Here is a 21,563-nt window from a genome sequence, read left to right as displayed (position 1 = left end):
ATATTCGATCATGGCAAGCAAGAAGATCAAATCTGCATTAATATCTGTTTTCTATAAAGACAATCTTGATTCATTAGTGAAAAAACTTCATGCAAATGGAGTGACTATATATTCTACAGGCGGTACGCAAAGCTTTATTGAAGGGTTGAATGTTCCTGTTGTTCCTGTTGAAGACCTTACCGGCTACCCATCTATCTTAGGCGGAAGAGTAAAAACACTTCACCCGAATGTCTTCGGCGGCATCTTAAACCGTCGTGAAAACACAAGCGATCAATCTGAAATTGCTCAATACAACATACCTGAAATTGATCTGGTAATTGTTGACCTGTACCCGTTTGAAGAAACGGTTGCATCGGGAGCCGAAAAACAGGCCATCATTGAAAAAATTGATATTGGCGGGGTTTCATTGATCCGTGCAGCTGCTAAAAATCATAAAGATGTTGTGATCCTTGCTTCCAAAGAACAGTATCGTGTATTGGAATCTATCCTGGATGCAAAAGGCGGCGCTACAGATATCGAAGACCGTTTCAGATTTGCAGGTGAAGCATTCGACATTACGTCTCATTACGATACCGCAATCTACCGTTGGTTTGCCGGTGATGATATTACAGGTTTCAAACACAGCATCCGCTCTTCTCAAACATTACGTTATGGCGAAAATCCGCATCAGGCAGGTACGTTCCACGGCGATCTGAATGCCATGTTTAATAAATTGAACGGTAAGGAATTATCGTACAACAATTTATTGGACGTAGATGCTGCGGTAGGCTTGATCGATGAATTTACAGATACAACATACGCGATACTTAAGCACAACAATGCCTGTGGTATTGCAACGGCTAAAACCGGTAAAGACGCATACCTAAAGGCATTGGCGTCTGATCCGATCTCTGCATTTGGCGGAGTGATCATTACAAATACAAAGGTTGATAAAGCTACCGCGGAAGAATTACACAAGCTGTTTTTTGAAGTGTTGATTGCTACCGAATACGATCAGGACGCATTGGATCTTTTGAAAGAAAAGAAAAACAGAATTCTGTTGCTGCGCAAACCGGTTACATTTGCCAAAAAACAATTTAAAACATTGCTGAATGGGGTAATCGAACAGGATGCAGATTCGAAAACAGAAACCCTGGAAGATTTCAAAACGGTTACAAACCGCCAGCCGACAGATGCTGAAAAGAGAGCGATGCTGTTTGCAAACAAACTGGTAAAACATACTAAATCAAACGCCATTATTTTCGCTACGGAAGATCATATGATCTCAAGCGGTGTCGGTCAGACGTCCCGTGTTGATGCGCTTAACCAGGCGGTTGAAAAGGCTAAGGCTTTCGGGTTTAGTCTGAAAGGTGCCGTGATGGCATCGGATGCTTTCTTCCCGTTTCCCGACTGTGTGGAACTGGCAAACCTTGCCGGCATAACTGCCGTAATACAACCTGGCGGTTCAATCAAAGACCAGGAGTCAATTGATTATTGCAATAAAAATAATATGGCTATGGTTTGTACCGGCTTCCGTCATTTCAAACATTAAAAAAATATTGAAATTGAGGTTTTCGAATAAATCATTGATTTATATCGGAGATATAAATAAAATTTGTAATTTAAAGAATTAAAGTTCAAGAAATTTAGGAGATACAGATATGGGAATGTTTGATTTTTTCACGAGTGATATTGCAATTGACTTAGGTACAGCCAATACATTAATCATTTACAAAGATAAAATTGTTGTTGATGAGCCTTCAATCATTGCATTGGATAAAGTTACCGGTAAAGTAAAAGCCATCGGTCGTGAAGCCATGCAGATGCATGAAAAAACGCATGAGAATATAAAAACCATCCGTCCGCTTAAAGATGGGGTAATTGCCGATTTCCACGCAGCAGAAGAAATGATCCGTGGACTGATCAAATTGATTGATAAAGGTAAAAGCTTTTTAGCACCAACATCATACCGCATGGCAATCTGTATTCCTTCCGGTATTACGGAAGTTGAAAAAAGAGCTGTACGTGACTCCGCTGAACACGCCGGAGCAAAAGAAGTATACATGATTTACGAGCCAATCGCAGCAGCTATTGGTTTAGGTATTGATATTGAACAACCGATCGGTTCTATGATCGTTGATATCGGTGGTGGTACAACTGAGATCGCCGTTATCGCATTATCGGGTATCGTTTGCGAGCAGTCGATCCGTGTAGCGGGTGACGTGTTCAGCAAAGATATTCTTGATTACATGCGCCGTCAGCACAACTTATTGATCGGTGAACGTTCAGCAGAACGTTTGAAAATCGAAGTTGGATCCGCATTAACTGAATTGGATAATCCCCCGGAAGATTTTGAAATCCGCGGTCGTGATTTGATGACAGGTATTCCGAAAGTTATTAAAGTATCGTATTCTGAAATCGCATTCGCATTAGATAAATCGGTTTCTAAAATTGAAGAAGCAGTTCTTAAAGCACTTGAAATTGCGCCGCCGGAATTGTCTGCAGATATTTATGATAATGGTATCCACTTAACGGGTGGTGGTGCATTATTGAGAGGCCTTGATAAACGTTTGGCAATGAAAACAAAACTACCGATCCACGTTGCAGAAGATCCGTTGCGTGCAGTAGTTAAAGGTACAGGCATTGCTGTAAAAGACGTGAAGAGATACCGTGCCGTATTGATGATTTGATCTTAGTAATCTCAGATGTATCGCTTACTCCAATTTATTATTAACTTAAGAGTGTTCCTGGTATTTGTATGCCTGGAACTCTTTTGTTTAGGATGTATTGTACGTTATAATCCATATCAGGGCGCCGCTTATTTCAGCACATCTAAAAATGTAGTTGGTAAAACACTTGAAATGGATAAAGCGGTTACAGGATATTTTAATCTGACGCAGATCAATGAAGATTTAGCAAAGCAGAATGCCGAGCTGAAAAACCAATTATTTATTGAACTGCAGAAAAATAAAATAAACGCTGACACATCCGTTCCGATCTTAAAAGTGAAACAGTTTAACGTATCTGTAGCACGCGTTATTAATAATAATACCATCTACGCAAATAATTTCTTCACACTGGATAAAGGTACACACGATGGAGTCGCTATCGGTATGGGTGTCATCTCGCCAAATGGCATAGCGGGACAAATAAAAGCCTGTTCAGAAAATTTCTCTACAGCAATTTCTATCCTCAATACCAAGTGGTCTGTTTCTGCCCGGATTAAAAATACAAAGGCTGACGGGATCATTGAATGGGGCGGTAAAAATCCCAACAATGTACGCTTCACCAATGTTGGCCGCCACCATAAAATTAAAATAGGAGACACCGTAGTGACCTCCGGATATAAAGAAAGCTTGTTCCCGGAAGGTTTGTTGGTAGGTGTTATACAAAATGTTGTTGAAGAAGGCGGGGCTTACTGGACAATCGATGTGAAGCTCGCAACAGATTTCACCGCAATGGATTATGTTTTCATTATAAACAATTCATTGAAACAGGAAAAGGATAGCCTGGAAGCTCCATTCGTAAAAGATATGAAACAATGAATGTAACGGATATAATAAAGCAATTCGTTCAGGCACTTTTAATATACTTGCTGCAGGTATTGGTATTCAGAACAACGGCCCTATGGGATGTTGCAGCCTGTTTTATTTATATAGGTTTCATCATTCAATTGCCTTTTTATCTGCCCAGACTGGCATTGCTGTTTATTACATTTGCCTATACCTTTGCAATAGATATTTTCTTTAACACGCCAGGTGTACATACGTCAGCCGCATTGCTGATCATGTATGTGCGTCCGTCTGTTGTAAGGCTATTGAGCCCGCAAGGCGGCTATGATTCGTTTGAATCGGTTAATATTTTCAACATGGGTATTCAGTGGCATGCCATCTATGCATTTATATTAATACTCATTCACACAACGGTTGTTTTTTTAATTGAATCATTAGGCTCAACACATTTTGGTGTTACCTTTTTGAAAATTATCTCTACCACCATGCTTACGCTTATTGCGGTGATATTGTATCAGTTTTTATTTTTGTATAGACACAACTCCCGGTAACGTTTATGCTGCAGGAAAGAAAATTGGTTGTTCAGGCAATCATGGTTGCAATCGGATTGATTTATGTAATCCGTCTGTTTTTCCTTCAGGTATTAGATTCGTCTTATAAAATCGAGGCTGAAATAAATGCAATCGAAAAGGTAGTGGATTATCCCTACCGTGGTTTGATATATGACCGCAATGGAGATTTGCTGGTATTCAATACACCAGTATTTGATATTACCGTTGTTACAAAAGAGTTTAAATTAACTGATACTGTTTTATTCTGCAACCGTTTTGGTATAACTCCTGAGGAGTTTAAAAAGCTGATGGTTGATATTAAAAATCCGAAAAAAAATATCGGGTACAGCAGAAACAAACCGCAAACACTTTTTAAACAATTATCCTTAGAAGATTTCGCACACATTCAGGATTACATGAATGATTATCCGGGCCTGTATACACAGGCACGTACCGTACGTTCGTATTCGTATGCTTCGGCAGCAAACGCCTTGGGCTATATAGGTGAAATTGGTCCGAAAGCATTGGAAAAGCAAAGCGATGGATATTACAAGCAAGGAGATTACATCGGGCAAAGCGGTTTAGAATTGTATTACGAAAAAGAACTGCGAGGTAAACGAGGCGTAAAATATATCATGAAAGATGTACATGGTGTATTGAAAGGAAAATACAGAGGCGGCGTATTCGATACGATTTCAGCACCCGGGGAAAATTTAATTTCTACGTTTGATATTGATCTGCAGCAGTACGGCGAAAAATTACTGCAAAATAAAATTGGCTGTGTAGTGGCTATTGAACCGCAGACAGGGGAAATATTAGCGTTTATTTCTTCGCCTACCTATGATCCTAATTTATTAACGGGAAGAAAATATTCCGCGAATTATAAAGAATTAGAAAAAGATCCCTATAAGCCATTATTCAACAGGCCGCTTATGGCCATGTATCCGCCGGGTTCAATCTTTAAACTGGCGCAGGCTGCAGTAGCTTTGCAGGAAGGTGTGATCACAGACAAGAGTCGTTTCCCGTGTGATAAAACATTGGTGAATTGCCACAACCACCCGTCTCCGCAGGACTTGAGAGGGGCTATACAATGGTCGTGTAACCCATATTTTTATATGGTCTACAAAAAAATGATCAGCCAGGATAAAAATCCGAATAAGTTTAAAGACACCGAAATCAATTTTGATGAGTGGCGCCACAATATGCTGACCTTAGGTTTCGGACAAAAAATGCTGGTGGATCTTCCAAGTTCAAAAAGCGGAAACATTCCGAGTAATGCATACTACGATAAAATCTATGGTGATCTGCACTGGAAATTTTCAACCATTTATTCATTAAGTATCGGTCAGGGAGAAATAAATGTTGTGCCGATTCAGATGGCCAACCTTGCTGCATTGATTGCTAATAAAGGCTGGTACATAACTCCGCACTTTATCAAATCCATAGGTAAGGATGGTCACATATTAGAAGAATATAAAAACAAACATGTAACGTCTGTTGAACCGAAATATTTTGAACCCATTATTGATGGTATGGAGCAGGTAGTTTTGGGCGGTACGGCGTATTGGCTAAAAATAAAGGATATTGATATTTGCGGAAAAACCGGTACGGCTGAAAACCCGCATGGTGATGACCACTCTGTATACATTGCATTTGCTCCTAAAAAGGAACCTAAAATTGCCATTGCTGTCTATGTTGAAAATGCCGGCTTTGGTGCCATGACAGCAGCACCGATCGCTCATTTAATGATTGAAAAATACTTAAAGGATACAATCACCAGAAAACCTCTGGAAGATATGATTCTGAATAAAAATTTATTGCATAAAGTTAAAGTAAAACCTTAATGCGCTCCGACGATAAAATAAATATCACCAATAACCTCGACTGGATAGCCGTTGGGTTCTACATCCTGTTTGTATTCTTAGGATGGCTGAATATTTATGCCGTTGTATACGACCCGGAAGCGGTAAGCAATATCTTTGATTTTTCGATCAACTCCGGCAAGCAGCTTATGTGGATCGGCGGGGCATTCCTGCTGATTGTAGCTATATTGGTTATTGATTATAAATTCTATTCTACCTTCTCGTATATTTTTTATGTATTGTCCATGCTTATTCTTCTTGCAACCATTTTCATCGGTACAGAAGTGAACGGATCGCGCTCCTGGCTTGATTTGGGAATTGTACGGGTACAGCCCGCAGAATTTGCAAAATTCACAACGGCATTAGCGTTGGCCCGTTTTCTGGGAAATATAAATACAAACATTCAACGCCTGGATACCATGCTGAAAGCAGCTATACTATTAGGTATTCCATGTGCATTAATTCTATTACAAAATGAAACCGGAGGTATGTTGGTATTCTCCGCATTTATTTTGGTTATGTACCGGGAAGGGTTGCCGGGTACGCTTTTATTGATCGGCGTTTTTGTTACATTGTTGTTTGTGCTGACACTGGCTGTAGGCGTTAAACCAATTTTAATCGGTCTGGGAATTTTATTCGGATTGATCATTGCGTATTTCCTGATCAACCGGTTAAGAATGACCCGCAAACAATTGCTGAACCGGTTAAGCATAATCTTACTGATATTTGCTATGAGTGTGGGCTTTGTTTTTGGCGTACATAAAATCTTTTTTGAAATACTTCAGGAACACCAGCGAAACCGGATCATGGTATTGTTTGATACCGAACTTGACATTCGTGATGTGGGTTACCACGTACACCAATCAAAGATAGCCATCGGCTCAGGTGATTTTTTTGGAAAAGGCTTCCTGGAAGGAACACAAACCAAATTTGACTTCGTGCCGGAACAAAGCACAGATTTTATTTTCTGTACAATAGGTGAAGAGCACGGCTGGTTTGGCAGTACCATTCTGATTATACTGTATGTGCTCTTTATGATGCGGCTTGTCTTTTTAGCGGAACGCCAAAAGGATAGTTTTTCCAGAATATATGGGTACAGCGTAGCAAGTATTATCCTGTTCCACTTTATGGTGAATATTGGTATGACCATCGGTTTATTCCCTGTTATCGGGATACCGCTTCCTTTCTTTAGTTACGGGGGCTCTTCACTTTGGTCGTTTACAATATTACTGTTTGTTTTTCTGAAGCTTGATTCACATAGAGGTCAGGTATTGGCGGGCCATTAAAAAATAATCAGCACACACATAAAAACAAAACCCGGATCAATTGGTCCGGGTTTTGTTTTTTTTAGAAGCGTTCAGGATTAATAGAACTTCCGTTCTATGATCTGGAAGAATTCATTTTTTTCTTCCGTATGCATATCCCATTTATTTTTCTTGCTGTATTTTTCGATTAATACCTGCTGAGCCGTTTCAAAATCAGAGCATTCTTCAATATGCGCCAATGCTTCATTGTACTCAATAACCTTACCGTCAAATAAAACATTAATAAATAAAAATTTCAGGTTTAATGGAATCGACGATTTAATGTCTTCAATTTTACTTTTACTTAATCGCTCGGCAATAGAAGTACCTACAGTAGATCCTTGTCTTAATTCTTCGTTAAGCGTTAAGGCGGGCTTAGAAAACTGCTGACTGATCCTGTTTTCCGGAATTTTAGTTACTGGCTGTTCAGAGCCAGCAGGAAGCGGCGTTTCGTTGACGGAAGCAGTTTCTGCAGGCGTTATTTTATATAACCGGTCAACATTCGCTTGTTGCGAAGCTGCAACAGCAATGTTCAATTTTAATAACTGATTGAATTTGTCTACAACCGGATCTGAATATTGAACGGTATGCTGACGCGGTGCTGAAGCTTTGTATAAGTCAATAATTTCTTTGGCAGAAAAAAATTCTTTGGAAGACTGTTCTATCTTTTCAAACCAAAGCGTAATGGTATCTTTATATAATTTAAAGAACTTTTGTTTATCTGCCAGATCCGATTTTGAAAGCTGATCGATTTTGCCAAATTCCTGTTCAATGAATTCTACAGGGCTGATTAAATAGGTAAGTGTATCAACAATTGCTTTTTGTACAAGCGGTTTGAAAAACTCTTTGCGTACAGCAATATGTCTGGAAACTTTATTGACAAATGATTTTAATGCAAGGGAAACTTCTTCTTCTTCGTAATTAAAATAAGGGCTTTTAAGTCTGTTTATCTCCTCTTTCCAGCGGTCAAACAAATTCATTAAAATGAAAAAATTCAACTGTTCGATATCTGTAAACCGAACAATTTCTTCCCCTTTAATAACGTCTTTTGATGAAAAAAAATCAGTTGTTAGTTTCTCAGAAAGGGCAACTCCGTAAGATTGTATCGTAGGTTTATCTAATTGAAGTTGGCTCATATCGGTATATTCGGTTAAGTTTATCAAAGTTACATTAGAAGATTCAATTTTGAAAAAAAGTCACTTAAATAAGTTAACGAAATTATTTAAGTATAATTTACTCTAACAGAAATAATTTTGATTCAAATACCATAAAGTAATTGTAAATTCGTTTTAAATAAAGGTCTAAAATTAACTTCGTATGCGCCTTTTCGCTACATTATCACTTTTTATAATCGTATTGGGTAGTATTGCTCAGACAAATTCAAATATCCCAATTGGTGTATGGCGAACGCATTTGCCTTCAAAATCTGCTTCAACCATCGCATACGCAAATAATAAGCTGTATGTCTCTTCAGCAAAAAGCAGTTTTACATTTGATCTTTCCGAAAATTCCATGGAACCACTGTCAAAAATTGACGGGCTTTCGGAACATGAGATTTCGGTTATCCGGTTTAATGAAGAAACGAATACAGGACTCATTGGTTATACCAGCGGAAATATAGATATCATTAAAAACGGACGGCTTGAAAATTTTGATGTAATCTACCGGTCAAGTATTGTTGGCTCTAAAAAAATAAACAACATTACCATATATAAAACAAGAGCGTTTGTTTGCTGCGACTACGGCGTTACAGTGATTGACCTGGTTAGGAATGAAGTTGTAGAATCGTGGATGAATTTAAGAATAAATGCATTGCCGAATATCGTATATGCCTGTGTGCTCAATGCAACTCAGGACTCGGTGTTCCTGGCTACACAATACGGTATCATGAGTGCCTCTTACAATAAGCCGGGAATTAATTTAATGGATTTTGTTAACTGGAAAGTATACACGAATATTTCTACCAGTCTGTCACGTTCCGTAGGTGAACTAAATGGAAGGATTTATGCAGGCGTTTCTACTATTGGTGTTTTTGTGTTGAACGGAAGTTCCTGGCAAAATATCGGATTGACACTGGATGCAACATCCACTTGCTGGAACCTGATTAAATCAAACAACCAGCTTTTGGTCTGTGCCAACAACAATCTGTATACCATTGATAATCCTACAACCTACACAAAAGTCTTTACTACAAACTCATTTAAAAATTTACGCGAAGCTATATATGATCGTAAAGGAAATTTGTGGCTGGCAGATGTAAACGAAGGATTAGTCGGTAAAAATGGAGGTGATACCTATTCGTATTTTCAATTAAACGGCCCTTCCAGTACTACAACGTTCAATTTATATTATTATAAAAATACCATCATCGCAAATAGCGGAGGGTACAATAGTGTATACTTTCCTCAATACAGACCGGATGGATTTTATGAGTTTCAGGCGCAGGATAAATGGAGAAGTTACGATCAGTACAACAGTAATTATCCGCCAGGCATTGGAGATAACCTTACTTCCAGTTACAATTCCTTTGATGATACCTTGTATGTAGGCACCTTTGGATATGGTTATGTCAGTTTTCAGCAACCTAATACCTTTGTCAGACACGATACAACAGACACCCCAATGAAAACAATGAATGTAACGGGAATTGATGTAGATTCTAAAGGCACGGTATGGTTTGCAACCTATGGCACGCCGGTTTTTCAGCCTAGTTTGTACGCACGGACTAAAAAAGGTGTATGGTCCAGTTACACATTAAATACGTCTAAAAATGAAAGCAGGTATTTACTTCAAGTAAAAATTGATTCGGTTGGCAATAAATGGATGCGCTATGGAACCAATGGAATGGATAAAGGCGTGATTGTCTTTAATGAAAAAAATAATCAGGTGCGCTATTTTACAACCTCTTCCACACAAGGCAACTTACCAAGTAATCGGATTAACTGTATAGATATTGACCAGAAAGGTGTAGTGTGGGTTGGAAGTGAGCAGGGACTTTCCGCATTTTATGATCCGTCAAGAGCCTTTTCCGGATCTTTTTCTGCGCCTATTTATAATGGGTTTGGGGTATTGTTTGATAAAAATGTTACGTGCATTAAATCAGATGGCGGTAACCGTAAATGGGTTGGTACAACGGAAGGCTTGTGGTTATTCAATGATAATTTTACAGAAGCACTTGCCTTTTATACAATTAATAACAGCCCGTTGTATTCGAACAATATTGTTTCTATTGATATTCATGCGATCACAGGTGAGGTATTTATTGCTACAGATAAAGGAATTATTTCATACAGATCAGATGCTACGGAAAGCAACAAAGATTTCAGTGAAGCTAAAATCTTCCCTAATCCGGTGCGCCCCGGGTATAGCGGTGTAATAACCATTGAAGGGCTAAAGGATAATGTGATGGTTAAAATTACAGATATGCAGGGAAAACTATTTTACGAAGCAAAATCGAATGGCGGTACTGCAACCTGGAACATGATTAATTATGCCGGCATTAAAGCAGAGACAGGAATGTATTTAGTGTTTGCCACAACCGATAAAGGGGAAGAAAAATTTGTTGGTAAAATAGCAATTGTTCAATAATGCTTCATAAAACAAAAGGTATTGTTTTAAATTATATTAAATACAGTGATACGTCTATTATCGCTAAAGTATATACAGAAGCATTCGGGCTGCAATCCTATATCATAAATAGCGTGCGGAGTGCAAAAGCAAAAAATAAAATTGCGCTTTTTCAGCCTTTAACATTATTAGACATGGTTGTATATCATAAGAACAATCATGGCTTACAGCGTATCTCAGAAATGCGTTGTGCTGAGCCCTATTTTTCAATTCCATTTGACATACATAAAACGAGCATCTCCATTTTTTTATCTGAACTGCTGTTAAAAACATTAAAAGAAGAATCCGATAATCAGGAATTGTTTGATTTTTTATTTCATTCCCTTCATGCATTAGATAAGATTGAAAAAAACGTATTGAATTTTCACGTTTCGTTTATGCTGCGCTACTCTTTTTATCTGGGATTTTTCCCGCAGGAAACAAAAAGTGTTTGGGAAAACAGTTTGTATAAACCGTCTGCTGAAATTATTACGTACCTGGAAAATTGTATGAAGTATACCTATTTCGAAAGCTTCTCTTCAACAAATGTTCATCGAAGAGAGGCTTTGGATATAGTGATTGCTTTTTATAAAAATCAAATAGAATCTTTTGGTGATATGCACTCCATCGGTGTGTTGCGTGAAGTGCTCGAATAAGACACCTGAATTATTTAGTAAGCGTAATGGTACGCTCAACAACATTGTATTTACCCGGGATCGGATTTTCTGAGGCATCAAGCAATTCTAACTTGATTGTTGACTCACCCATTGGTAACCCTTTAAGAATATAACCTCTCCAGTCTGTAATAAGGAATGTTTTACCATTGATGGTAGCACGTACTTTATTACCTTTTTCAGATAAAACGGTATTTGTAAGGAAGAAATCCAATAATACATTTTCAGTATCTTTTCCTTTGTACTCTCCTTTAGGTCTGCTGTAAAAAAGCATCGGCTTTGAAAGGTCAATTTTTTCTTTTGCTACTTTACCAACCGTAAACTGTCTTACATCAGAAGCGCCAAAATGCTTTAAGCTTTCGTGGTATGAACGGGAAAGAAAAGATAACGCAATGTAATTCCCATCCGGTAAGCTATCCGTGAATGATGGTTCGTATTTAGCTAAATAAGGTGCATTGTTTAATATTAAGTGAATATGCTGTCCTTTATCTGAGTTCGCACAGCTGATCGCGCAAGAGCCTTCAACCGTAGGTTTAGCTAATTGATAATTTTTTATTTCATAGTTGAATGTTACTTTGTTCGACTTTTGAACAGAGCCATCTTCAGGTGCATTTAATTCTAAAATAGCATCTGAAAATTCAGGAGAATCCTTTAGCGGAACAAGTTCAATTTCTTTAACCTCCCCTAAAGATGTGGAATCGTTAAGGATCACATCAGATGAATCGGCACCTTTTTCTGTAGGGCTTTCTTTCGGATTTTCGCAGGCAAATAAAGCTGCAATAAGAGCAAGGCTTATAAAACTTTTTTTCATGGTTGTATGGTTTAAGAATGAAATTTATGAAATGATTGAAATCGGTAGTGTTAACATTTTGTCATACGATTTAAGTTTGCGGTTGAGTGGCCAGCGATCGTATAGCAATAATTCAATGGGTTTCCACATGCTTACCCAGCCGAATATGTATAAGGATTCTTTCAGAATGAATTCGAAATAATTATGATCTTTTTCGATCACAAAGTTGAGGCTCAGTGCAGCAATCATAATAGGCACACCTTTGCTTAGGGCGTCCAGGGATTGCGTTTTCATTACCATAAGCTCACTTTTCAGTTCAATCGTATGAATGTGGTGAAATTCACGAAGTTTAGCGGAGATGCTTGCTACATCAAGTTCAGTAAGCGATTTTGGAACGTGGATAAGGATAGAAAAATCTTTTTTACTGCCATAGGCACCAATCGTTGAAGTAATGGTAAAAATCCAGTCTTCTACTTTGGCATCATCCAGGTCATAATTAGGGCCATCAGAATCACGAATACATTTTTCCGTTATAAATAAATCGATAACGATCATAGCTGAAACTTTAATGATTATAAATCACCTCTCATTAAAGTTATAAAAAAAATGCTACTACTCAATCTTTCTTACCAAATATGCATCAATTACTAAACGATGTTTACGCGGGCCATTATAATACTCTGTGCGCAGAATCATAGTACCTTTATTGAGCGCCTTTACATATACACCATGGCGTGACATAATATCAGGGCATTGTCCGTCGCAGATAAGCTGCCTGTCTGCGTAGGTGAGCTTTAGTACATTTTTGCTTGTAAAGTCCCAATCACCCTGTGTATTCGGCGGACAATAAAAATTATTTCCTTCCATAAAACACATTTGCAGATGATTGGTTGAATAGGTGTGATTGGAATTAAAATCGATATGGCCGGTGGTAAAGTACGTCGTATCCATCCCTTTGCTGTTGGTGTAGATGTGGTAGGACTGTAATTTCCAGGAACCATAGATGGATGTTGAATCAGTTGCGAAGGTAAGTGTAGTTAATGAAACTACTAAAAAAAGTGTTAGTATACATTTAGTTTTCATAGATATAAAAAGGGTTGTCTAACGTTACCAGGACAAAGGTACGAGGTTATTTCTATTGAGTTAACAAATGTTAAAAAAATATATCAAAAATTATTATTCAACAATTTGTATCTCTGTGAGTTATAACAAAAAAGAAGCCCTAACACATCGTTAGGGCTTCTTTTTATTTTCGAATTTCTGATACAAAAGTTAGAATATCTCGTTCAAGATGTTTGCTTTGAGCAAGCAGGCGTACAAAGGCCGATCCGATAATTGCGCCATTTGCATACGTGCAGGCATCGGTGAATGTTTTATGGTCTTTGATATTGAAGCCAATCATACGCGGGCTTTTTAACCCCATGTTTTTAATTCGGCTGAAATAAGCGTCGTGATTATCTTCTGTTTTTTTAGCATCGTTTCCGGTAGTGCTGTTTGTAGAAACCATGTAAATGAAACCTTGTGTGATGTTATCAATTACAAGCAGCCGTTCGTCAGAAGTATTCGGTGTGATCAATGAAACGTTTGAAATGTTATTCGACTCACAAATGGATTGATAGTGCTCAATGTATTCATCCAATGGTAAGTCAGGAAGAATAACACCATCTATGCCAATTTCGCTGATCTCTTTCATGAATTTCTCGACGCCGTACTGCATAACCGTATTGAAATAACCCATTAATAAAATCGGAATGGTAACTTCTTTACGAATATCTTTTAATTGCTGCAGCAAGGTTTTAATGGTCATTCCATTATTAATTGCGTCCAGGCTGCTTTGTTGAATTACCGGTCCGTCGGCAACCGGATCGGAATAAGGCATACCTATTTCAACCATGTCAACGCCCGCTTTCTCCAAGGCTTTCAAAACAGTTACCGTATCGTGTAACGTTGGGTAACCCGCTGTAAAATATATGTTCAGTAAGTTGTTGCTTTTATTTTGAAACAACGCTGTTAATCTGTTTGAAACCTTTGTTGTTGTCTCCATATTAGTTGTTTGTTAAGAATTCTTCTTTTCTTGTAATGTATGTCATCATATCTTTATCGCCGCGGCCGGATAAATTGACAACTACCACATCAGATTTTTTCAATGCAATATTTTCAAGGGCGGCCACTGCATGCGCTGATTCCAAAGCAGGAATGATGCCTTCTGTACGAGCCAGCATGAATGCGGCCTGGAACGCTTCTTTATCTGTTATGCTAAAGAATTTTGCACGGCCGGTTTCAAATAAGTTGGCATGCATGGGCCCGATGCCCGGATAATCCAGGCCTGCAGAAATAGAATGTGGTTCTACAACCTGACCATCTTCTGTCTGCATCAGCAAGGTTTTGCTGCCGTGCAACACACCTGGTTTACCTAAGAACGTAGTTGCGGCAGAATAACCGGAATATACACCTTCACCTGCAGCTTCAACAGCAATCAATTCTACATTCGGGCGATCAAGGAAATGATAAAACGAACCGGCTGCATTACTGCCGCCGCCAACGCATGCAATCACATGTGTAGGATCAGGATTACCGGTTGTTTCCTGCAGCTGATCAATAATCTCTTCGCTGATTACTGCCTGTAAGCGGGCAACCATATCCGGATATGGGTGCGGCCCCACAACAGAACCAATGATATAGAATGTATCAACCGGGTTATTGATCCAATCGCGTAACGCTTCGTTTGTCGCATCTTTCAGCGTGCGGCTACCGGTCATAGCAGGTATAACTTCAGCACCTAACATGCGCATGCGCTCAACATTTGGTTTTTGTCTGTCCATGTCAACAGCGCCCATATGCACCACACACGGCATGCCCATTAATGCACAGGCTGTAGCCGTTGCAACACCGTGCTGGCCGGCACCTGTTTCAGCAATAATACGGGTTTTACCCATACGCTTTGCGATCAGGATCTGGCCGATCGTATTGTTGATCTTGTGTGCACCTGTGTGACACAGATCTTCACGCTTTAAATAAATGGTAGCGTTATATTTTTCAGATAAGCGTTTTGCCAAATACAAAGGAGTAGGTCTGCCTACATAATTTTTAAGGAGGTCTTGATATTCCTTTTGAAAAGATTCATCGTTGATAATCTTTAAATAATTTTCACGAAGTTCTTCAACATTGGGATACAGCATTTCGGGAATAAACGCTCCACCGAAATTTCCATAGTATCCTTTTTTATCTACGTTATAGTTCATTTTGTGTATGCTTAAAGCTTAAGGCTTTCCGCCGCGGCGGAGCCTAAAGCATGTGGTTATATTATTATGATAATTAAGATTGCTATTATATGCTGCGCCATCGTTCATGTACGAATTCTGAGCGGGTTGTTATACGATGAAATAAAAAGCAATCCATAATATATTATTTTTTAATTGAAAGCAATTGATTTCCGTTTTTCTGAAACTCGTAAGCTACTTCCTTAATTTCTACAGTGTAGTCTTTGCTGAAGTGTTCAACAATTTCGTCCAAAACGTCTGATTTTTCAGCATTCAGATTTAACAGCGGAAATATCCGTACTTCTTTGCAAAGTCTGAGCATTTCAGTTATTGATTGAATATGAAAGTCCAAACCTAATGTTGAATACAGAATCAGAAAATGTGAACTTAATCCAAGATCAAAGCTATTATCTGGGCAATCAATGGCCGTAGGCATTTCATGCGCTACATATCTATTCTCAGCGTTACCGGCTGCAAAGTCTTTAATAAATGCAGACATAGCCTGTAACCGGATTCGTTCTAACTCATCCGGATTTTTTATTGTTGTCCAGACAAATTTTTCTGCATTGTTTCTTACCTGCATCATTACTTCTGTGCGGGTTTCCTGGATACGATCCAGAAGCTGTTCAGTAGAAAAGGCATAAATTGGATCCAATGAAAGCACACGGTTTCCTTTTTGATGCATTTCACTATTAAAACTTGCCGGACCGTCACCTATACTTAGAATATTTTTATGTAAATCTTCTTCTGTTAACTGAAAAAATGTTTGATATTCTTCCAGTGTCCTGCCCCAGGGAACAACACTTTTTAATTCGAATGAAGATTTAAGAATGGTATCCATCGGAAGCAGAAATTAATGCTGACTTAAATTTTTTAATCCGGGCTACATCTTTCAAGCCCGGCTCTGACTCAAAGCGGCTGTTAATATCCAGCGCATAGATGTTAACGTTCTTAAGTATATCCAATTCTTCTAAAATCGTTTCATCCACACCGCCGCTTAAAAACAGCGGAATTTCATTGTCATATTGTTTCAGCAATTCCCAGTTGAAGCGGTTACCGCTACCACCATATTCAGGTGTTTTAGTATCGAACAGGAAATAGTCTGTGGCCTTTTTATACGGTTCTAAGATTGACCAATCCATTTCTTCGCCAACATGAAAAACTTTAATGACTTCCAGACCAGCTTCTTTACAGCTTAAACAGAAATCCGGTGTTTCGTGGCCATGTAGCTGAACAGCTTTGAATCCGTACGATGCACAAATGCGGAGAACTTTTTCCAACGATTCATTTACAAAAACACCTGTTGTTATAATAGAAGCAGGTAATCCTTTTACAAATGCTGGTGTAAGTGTTTCGCCACAATATCTTTTGGATGGTTTGTAGAAAATAAAACCCATGTAATCCGGCGCCAGTGCTGTCGCTGCGCTTACATTATCGGGATACTTCATACCACAAACTTTCAGTTTCATCGTTACTTTATTTAGAAAAACCTCATAGGTTTTTTTACTTGGACTCCGCTACTAATTTTTTCAGCGCCGCTCCGGGATCATTGGTTTTCATAAATGATTCACCAATCAGAAAGCCCGTGTAGCCGTGTTTTTTCAATTCAATAATTGTTTTCGGATCGTCGATACCGCTTTCGGAAACTTTGATGTAACGCTCCGGAATGTGTTTGGCCACATCAATGGATGTCTGAATGCTTACGTCAAATGTCTTTAAGTTCCGGTTATTTACACCAATAACATCAACCGTGTCAATTAAATTTCCTTCAAGCTCTTCCGCATTGTGTACTTCAAGCAACACTTCTAAGTCAAGTTTGTGTGCATATTCCGACAATTCTTTAATCCGCTGCGGTGTTAAGCAGGCAGAGATTAATAGAATAACATCCGCTCCCATGGCACGCGCTTCTTCAATCTGGTATTCATCTACCATGAAGTCTTTGCGTAAAATAGGAATCTGTATCAGTGCACGTGCCTGTAATAAATCTTCGGTTGTTCCGCCAAAGAATTTTGTATCTGTTAAAACCGAACAAGCGCTTGCACCTGCAGCCTGATAACCTGTAACAACTTGTTTCAGATCAACGTTCGCATTGATTACGCCTTTTGAAGGTGATTGCCGTTTATGTTCAGCAATAACACCGCTCAATGCCGGATTACTTAAATATTTTTTGAACGAAAGGGTAGGTCGGTTATATAAAGAAGACCTGCGAAGTTCTTCAACGGGAACCGCTGCTTTTCTGTCAGCTATTTCTGTCCACTTATGTTCAATTATTTTATCCAGGATATTCATGATCTTACTTAACTGCTTTTTTAAAACATTCGTATGCCTGTCCGCTCTCTAACGATTCGCGGGCTGTTGCGATGGCGTCGAATAAGGAAATATCGGGTTTGGCGATGGAAATGGCTAAGCCGGCATTTGCCAGTACCACTTCTTTCTGTGCACGTGTTGATTTATTTTCCAATACTTCAATGAATATTTTTGCTGCATCTTCAACCGTTTTACCACCCGATAACTCTGCTGCTTTATACGTATGCAGTCCCATATCATCCGGCTCAAGTACGCGGTCAAGCTGATTGGAAATAACTTTGAAACCTCCCGTTAATGAAATTTCATCGTAACCGTCCAGCGCATGTACAATAGCAAATTTACTGTTTAAGCTTTGGTGAATGTATCCGTACAAACGTGCCAGATCCATATTAAATGTACCTAATAAATGATATGTCGGTAGAGCAGGATTCACCAGTGGCCCGAGCATATTATAAATGGTACGCATACCCAGTTCTTTCCGTACCGGAGCAACATTTTTCAACGCAGGGTGGAACAGCGGTGCATGCAGCATGCAGAAGTTTGCTTCTTCAATCTGTTTACGCAATACATCTTTGCTGTTCGAAAATTTGTATCCTAAGTATTCCACTACATTGGAAGAGCCGCAGCTAGAAGATACGGCGTAGTTCCCGTGTTTGGCTACTTTAATACCTGCACCGGCTACTACAAAACAAGACAACGTAGAGATATTAAAGGTATCTTTTCCATCTCCTCCGGTACCAACAATATCAATCGGATCGTATTCAGAAAGATCAGCATCCAGACACATTTCCAGCAACGCTTCGCGGAAGCCCTGTAATTCAGCAACCGTGATACTGCGCATCATATATACAGAAATAAAAGCTGCAACCTGAGCGGCATTTATTTTTCCGTTTCCAATAGCCAACATAGCCTCTTTCGCTTCTTCTTTCGTTAAGCGGTAGTGACTGGTCAGTTGTTGTAATAAATCTTTCATATTTGTATCAATAAATTGATCTCGTATTTATTCTTTTGCTCCGTGGTCTGTGGCACACAGAACGGAAGTGAGAAGTGGTCTGTGTGTCACAGACCACGGTGATGGGGCTTTCAGCCTTTTAGTCCTCGTTCCCCGGTCTGTGGCACACAGAACGAAATTTGATTTTTTGAAATGGTCTGTGTGTCACAGACCATGGTAAAGCTGTTTGTTATTTGTCTTTTGGAATTTGTTATTTGGCCCTAGGCTTCCAGCCAGTTCTGTACCATCTTCTTCCCGAACTCTGTTAAGATAGATTCCGGATGAAACTGCACGCCAACCAGATCAAGCGTTTTGTGTTTTAATGCCATGATTTTTCCCTGTTCATCGGTTGCCGTGATTTCAAGCACGTCCGGGAAATTTTTTGTATCCACTACCCAGGAATGATATCTGCCTGTTGTAATTTCTTCCGGCAATCCTTCAAATAAAACACCTTTATTCAGAATCTGTGTTTTGGAAGCAATACCGTGATATACTTTTTCAAGATTGGTTAATGTACCACCAAATACCTCACCAATAGCCTGGTGACCGAGGCATACACCGAAAATACTTTTTTTGCCGGCATACGTACGGATCACATCCTGCAGAATACCTGCTTCTGACGGAATACCCGGTCCGGGAGATAACAGGATTTTATCAAAGCGCTGAATTTCGTCCAGTGTTATCTTATCGTTTCTGTGTACTTCAAGATTGGTATACCCCAATGCTTTTATAATATGTACCAGGTTATAGGTAAACGAATCGTAGTTGTCTAAAACCAGTATCGATATATTTTTATTCATAATACTTCCTGTTTAAATTTTTTCAGCCATTTCAATGGCTTTTTTAAGAGCGGCCAGCTTGTTGTTTACTTCCTGCAGTTCACTGTTAATGTCTGATAAGTCTACAACACCGGCACCCGCCTGGTAGAATAAAATATTGTCTTTACTCATAATGGTCCGGATCATAATGGCGTGATTGAATTCACCATTGAAACCGATGAAACCGATTGCACCGCCATAGAAACCACGGTTGCCGTGTTCATTGCGGTCAATGATCTGCATGGCATTATGTTTTGGGGCGCCTGATAAGGTACCTGCCGGGAAGGTATCACCAACAATATTCATGAATGCATCTTTATTATCCATCTTGCCTGTTACTTTTGAAACCAGGTGAATAACGTGCGAATAGTATTGAACTTCTTTTAATGTTTCAACTTCCACATCGTGGCAATGTCTGCTCAGGTCATTCCGTGCCAGATCTACCAGCATGATGTGTTCCGAATTTTCTTTCGGATCGTTTAACAACTGCATGGCAAGATCATAATCTTTTATGTCGTCTCCTGTGCGTCTGAATGTACCGGCGATCGGGTAGATGCTTGCTTTATCTTCTTTTACCACAATCTGCGCCTCAGGAGAAGACCCGAATAAACGGAAACTGCCGTAATCGAAATAAAATAAATACGGGGAAGGATTTATTGAACGCAAACTTCTGTACACGTTAAAATCATCGCCGATATATTGTCTGGAGAATCTGCGCGAAAGTACGATCTGGAACACATCGCCTCTTCTGCAATGATCTTTACCTTTTTGTAATACTTTTAAAAATTCTTCATCCGTAAAATTCGACTCTTCCCGATCTGCCAGACGGAATTCGTATGAAGCGAAATTACGGCTGTTTAAATAAGATTCAATCTGTTCGATGGAGCTGTTGTCCGTGTATTCAACGCCTTCCGGGTAATTTTCAACAATGGTTAATTCATTGTTAAAATGGTTGAATACTAATATAAAGCGGTAGATGTGGTATTGCAGATCGGGTATTTTGCGGTAATCGGTTTCAAACGTTTTGATTTTAATATCCTCGAAATAACGAACGGCGTCGTATGCCGTGTAACCGAAAATTCCGCTGCTGGTAAATGGAAACTTCTTTTCATCTACCTTAAATCGTTTTACAAATTTGGTAATCTGTTCAGGAACGTTTGTTTCTTCAATATCCAGATTATTCAATGTGCCATCCGGATAATATTCTGTAAAATATCCTTTGTCAATTTTTATCCCTGCAATGGGATTGCAGCAGATATAGGAATAAATATCCTGGTTGCCATGGTAATCGGAACTTTCCAGCAGCATGGTTTGCGGAAACTTGTCGCGCAATTTTAAATACATGCTTACCGGTGTAGTAGTATCGGCAAGTATTTTTTTATAGGTAAGCTTTAATGTATATGTTTTCATAATTGAAATTTCCTAAATCCTAATAAAATAAAAGAGGCTTGCCGTGAACAGCAAGCCTCTTTTTTGATATATTTTCAAACAGGACACAGCAGCATGTTCACGAACTGATTAGTTCACGCACCACCACAATTGTTTAGTTCCTGTAATTGTTTTCATGGTTACAAAGATATGGGGGAATTTTCAATTTCCAAATGGCACCACCAAAAAATTAGCTTATACATAGATACGCTTCTGTATTTCTTTTAAAGATCTGCATGTATACGTTCATTCCCGGCTTTTATAACCAATAATGCATCTGACTTTAATAAACACTCGCAATCTTTACTATCTGATACCAATCAAGTGCCATTTTTACTTAAAAACAGCAGGATCACCGAAGTACCCCAGGGAGAGACCAGAAAGAGACCACAAGGAGACCTTCCTTCACGTTAGCAAAATAAGCACATCGAACGCATGGCAGGCCAAGGCTTCAAAAAAACTATCAAAAAAGAAACAAGGG

At 39.0% G+C, this 21,563-nt stretch carries 20 protein-coding genes; 8 read left to right on the top strand and 12 right to left on the bottom strand.

What is annotated here, in order from left to right:
• Positions 1–10: 10 nt before the first annotated feature.
• From purH to rodA, 6 genes are all read left to right on the top strand, one after another.
• Positions 11–1,531 carry a bifunctional phosphoribosylaminoimidazolecarboxamide formyltransferase/IMP cyclohydrolase gene (purH, locus tag CHU_RS16100; RefSeq protein ID WP_011586656.1) on the top strand — a complete coding sequence of 507 codons (1,521 nt, stop codon included), beginning with the start codon at positions 11–13 and terminating at the stop codon, positions 1,529–1,531.
• Positions 1,532–1,640: 109 nt separating this feature from the next.
• The gene (locus CHU_RS16095; RefSeq protein ID WP_011586655.1) at positions 1,641–2,669 is read left to right on the top strand and encodes a rod shape-determining protein; all 1,029 of its coding nucleotides are present in this window, start codon (positions 1,641–1,643) and stop codon (positions 2,667–2,669) included.
• Between the two features lie 15 nt (positions 2,670–2,684).
• Positions 2,685–3,524, top strand: coding sequence for a rod shape-determining protein MreC (gene mreC, locus CHU_RS16090; protein WP_011586654.1), 840 nt, complete (start codon positions 2,685–2,687; stop codon positions 3,522–3,524).
• The gene (locus tag CHU_RS16085; protein WP_011586653.1) at positions 3,521–4,042 is read left to right on the top strand and encodes a hypothetical protein; all 522 of its coding nucleotides are present in this window, start codon (positions 3,521–3,523) and stop codon (positions 4,040–4,042) included. Before mreC ends, CHU_RS16085 begins: the two co-directional genes overlap by 4 nt.
• Positions 4,043–4,047: 5 nt before the next feature.
• Entirely contained in the window at positions 4,048–5,886 is a 1,839-nt protein-coding gene (locus tag CHU_RS16080) for a peptidoglycan D,D-transpeptidase FtsI family protein (protein WP_041932455.1), read from the top strand.
• Entirely contained in the window at positions 5,886–7,190 is a 1,305-nt protein-coding gene (rodA, locus tag CHU_RS16075) for a rod shape-determining protein RodA (RefSeq protein ID WP_011586651.1), read from the top strand. The genes CHU_RS16080 and rodA overlap by 1 nt, the downstream gene beginning before the upstream one ends.
• Before the next feature lie 77 nt (positions 7,191–7,267).
• On the opposite strand, the gene CHU_RS16070 is transcribed toward rodA, so the two are convergent.
• Positions 7,268–8,344 (bottom strand): hypothetical protein, encoded by a 1,077-nt coding sequence (locus tag CHU_RS16070; protein WP_041932454.1) that lies wholly within the window; start codon positions 8,342–8,344, stop codon positions 7,268–7,270.
• Positions 8,345–8,525: 181 nt separating this feature from the next.
• On the opposite strand from CHU_RS16070, the gene CHU_RS16065 reads away from it, so the two are divergent.
• Both CHU_RS16065 and recO read left to right on the top strand, forming a co-directional pair.
• Positions 8,526–10,796 carry a two-component regulator propeller domain-containing protein gene (locus tag CHU_RS16065; RefSeq protein ID WP_011586649.1) on the top strand — a complete coding sequence of 757 codons (2,271 nt, stop codon included), beginning with the start codon at positions 8,526–8,528 and terminating at the stop codon, positions 10,794–10,796.
• Positions 10,796–11,470: a DNA repair protein RecO gene (gene recO / locus CHU_RS16060; RefSeq protein WP_011586648.1), complete on the top strand. Its 675-nt coding sequence runs from the start codon at positions 10,796–10,798 to the stop codon at positions 11,468–11,470. The genes CHU_RS16065 and recO overlap by 1 nt, the downstream gene beginning before the upstream one ends.
• 10 nt (positions 11,471–11,480) lie before the next feature.
• Here the strand turns inward: recO and CHU_RS16055 are convergent, their stop codons facing one another.
• From CHU_RS16055 to CHU_RS16005, 11 genes are all read right to left on the bottom strand, one after another.
• On the bottom strand, positions 11,481–12,299 hold the full coding sequence (locus CHU_RS16055) for a hypothetical protein (RefSeq protein WP_011586647.1): 819 nt from the start codon (positions 12,297–12,299) through the stop codon (positions 11,481–11,483).
• 24 nt (positions 12,300–12,323) lie between these two features.
• Positions 12,324–12,833 carry a hypothetical protein gene (locus CHU_RS16050; RefSeq protein WP_011586646.1) on the bottom strand — a complete coding sequence of 170 codons (510 nt, stop codon included), beginning with the start codon at positions 12,831–12,833 and terminating at the stop codon, positions 12,324–12,326.
• Between the two features lie 57 nt (positions 12,834–12,890).
• Positions 12,891–13,361: a hypothetical protein gene (locus CHU_RS16045; protein ID WP_011586645.1), complete on the bottom strand. Its 471-nt coding sequence runs from the start codon at positions 13,359–13,361 to the stop codon at positions 12,891–12,893.
• Between the two features lie 163 nt (positions 13,362–13,524).
• Complete coding sequence (gene trpA, locus CHU_RS16040) at positions 13,525–14,322, bottom strand: tryptophan synthase subunit alpha (protein ID WP_011586644.1); 798 nt, start codon at positions 14,320–14,322, stop codon at positions 13,525–13,527.
• Position 14,323: 1 nt separating this feature from the next.
• The gene (gene trpB / locus CHU_RS16035; protein WP_011586643.1) at positions 14,324–15,520 is read right to left on the bottom strand and encodes a tryptophan synthase subunit beta; all 1,197 of its coding nucleotides are present in this window, start codon (positions 15,518–15,520) and stop codon (positions 14,324–14,326) included.
• A 163-nt stretch (positions 15,521–15,683) separates the two neighbouring features.
• Entirely contained in the window at positions 15,684–16,379 is a 696-nt protein-coding gene (locus tag CHU_RS16030; RefSeq protein WP_011586642.1) for a hypothetical protein, read from the bottom strand.
• Positions 16,363–17,007, bottom strand: coding sequence for a phosphoribosylanthranilate isomerase (locus tag CHU_RS16025; protein ID WP_011586641.1), 645 nt, complete (start codon positions 17,005–17,007; stop codon positions 16,363–16,365). The genes CHU_RS16030 and CHU_RS16025 overlap by 17 nt, the downstream gene beginning before the upstream one ends.
• 34 nt (positions 17,008–17,041) lie before the next feature.
• Positions 17,042–17,827, bottom strand: coding sequence for an indole-3-glycerol phosphate synthase TrpC (trpC, locus tag CHU_RS16020; RefSeq protein ID WP_011586640.1), 786 nt, complete (start codon positions 17,825–17,827; stop codon positions 17,042–17,044).
• 4 nt (positions 17,828–17,831) lie between these two features.
• Positions 17,832–18,818, bottom strand: a complete 987-nt coding sequence (gene trpD, locus CHU_RS16015; RefSeq protein ID WP_011586639.1) for an anthranilate phosphoribosyltransferase — start codon at positions 18,816–18,818, stop codon at positions 17,832–17,834.
• Positions 18,819–19,057: 239 nt separating this feature from the next.
• Complete coding sequence (locus CHU_RS16010) at positions 19,058–19,636, bottom strand: anthranilate synthase component II (RefSeq protein WP_011586638.1); 579 nt, start codon at positions 19,634–19,636, stop codon at positions 19,058–19,060.
• 12 nt (positions 19,637–19,648) lie between these two features.
• On the bottom strand, positions 19,649–21,064 hold the full coding sequence (locus CHU_RS16005) for an anthranilate synthase component I family protein (protein ID WP_011586637.1): 1,416 nt from the start codon (positions 21,062–21,064) through the stop codon (positions 19,649–19,651).
• Positions 21,065–21,563: the final 499 nt, after the last annotated feature.

Origin of the sequence: Cytophaga hutchinsonii ATCC 33406, assembly GCF_000014145.1 — a bacterium.
Lineage (GTDB): Bacteria > Bacteroidota > Bacteroidia > Cytophagales > Cytophagaceae > Cytophaga > Cytophaga hutchinsonii.
This window is presented reverse-complemented; position numbering and strand designations above follow the sequence as displayed.

Coding starts and splice junctions, on each gene's coding strand:
- purH (WP_011586656.1), top strand. CDS start 11: ATGGCAAGCAAGAAGATCAAATCTGCATTAATATCTGTTTTCTATAAA.
- CHU_RS16095 (WP_011586655.1), top strand. CDS start 1,641: ATGGGAATGTTTGATTTTTTCACGAGTGATATTGCAATTGACTTAGGT.
- mreC (WP_011586654.1), top strand. CDS start 2,685: ATGTATCGCTTACTCCAATTTATTATTAACTTAAGAGTGTTCCTGGTA.
- CHU_RS16085 (WP_011586653.1), top strand. CDS start 3,521: ATGAATGTAACGGATATAATAAAGCAATTCGTTCAGGCACTTTTAATA.
- CHU_RS16080 (WP_041932455.1), top strand. CDS start 4,048: ATGCTGCAGGAAAGAAAATTGGTTGTTCAGGCAATCATGGTTGCAATC.
- rodA (WP_011586651.1), top strand. CDS start 5,886: ATGCGCTCCGACGATAAAATAAATATCACCAATAACCTCGACTGGATA.
- CHU_RS16070 (WP_041932454.1), bottom strand. CDS start 8,344: ATGAGCCAACTTCAATTAGATAAACCTACGATACAATCTTACGGAGTT.
- CHU_RS16065 (WP_011586649.1), top strand. CDS start 8,526: ATGCGCCTTTTCGCTACATTATCACTTTTTATAATCGTATTGGGTAGT.
- recO (WP_011586648.1), top strand. CDS start 10,796: ATGCTTCATAAAACAAAAGGTATTGTTTTAAATTATATTAAATACAGT.
- CHU_RS16055 (WP_011586647.1), bottom strand. CDS start 12,299: ATGAAAAAAAGTTTTATAAGCCTTGCTCTTATTGCAGCTTTATTTGCC.
- CHU_RS16050 (WP_011586646.1), bottom strand. CDS start 12,833: ATGATCGTTATCGATTTATTTATAACGGAAAAATGTATTCGTGATTCT.
- CHU_RS16045 (WP_011586645.1), bottom strand. CDS start 13,361: ATGAAAACTAAATGTATACTAACACTTTTTTTAGTAGTTTCATTAACT.
- trpA (WP_011586644.1), bottom strand. CDS start 14,322: ATGGAGACAACAACAAAGGTTTCAAACAGATTAACAGCGTTGTTTCAA.
- trpB (WP_011586643.1), bottom strand. CDS start 15,520: ATGAACTATAACGTAGATAAAAAAGGATACTATGGAAATTTCGGTGGA.
- CHU_RS16030 (WP_011586642.1), bottom strand. CDS start 16,379: ATGGATACCATTCTTAAATCTTCATTCGAATTAAAAAGTGTTGTTCCC.
- CHU_RS16025 (WP_011586641.1), bottom strand. CDS start 17,007: ATGAAACTGAAAGTTTGTGGTATGAAGTATCCCGATAATGTAAGCGCA.
- trpC (WP_011586640.1), bottom strand. CDS start 17,827: ATGAATATCCTGGATAAAATAATTGAACATAAGTGGACAGAAATAGCT.
- trpD (WP_011586639.1), bottom strand. CDS start 18,818: ATGAAAGATTTATTACAACAACTGACCAGTCACTACCGCTTAACGAAA.
- CHU_RS16010 (WP_011586638.1), bottom strand. CDS start 19,636: ATGAATAAAAATATATCGATACTGGTTTTAGACAACTACGATTCGTTT.
- CHU_RS16005 (WP_011586637.1), bottom strand. CDS start 21,064: ATGAAAACATATACATTAAAGCTTACCTATAAAAAAATACTTGCCGAT.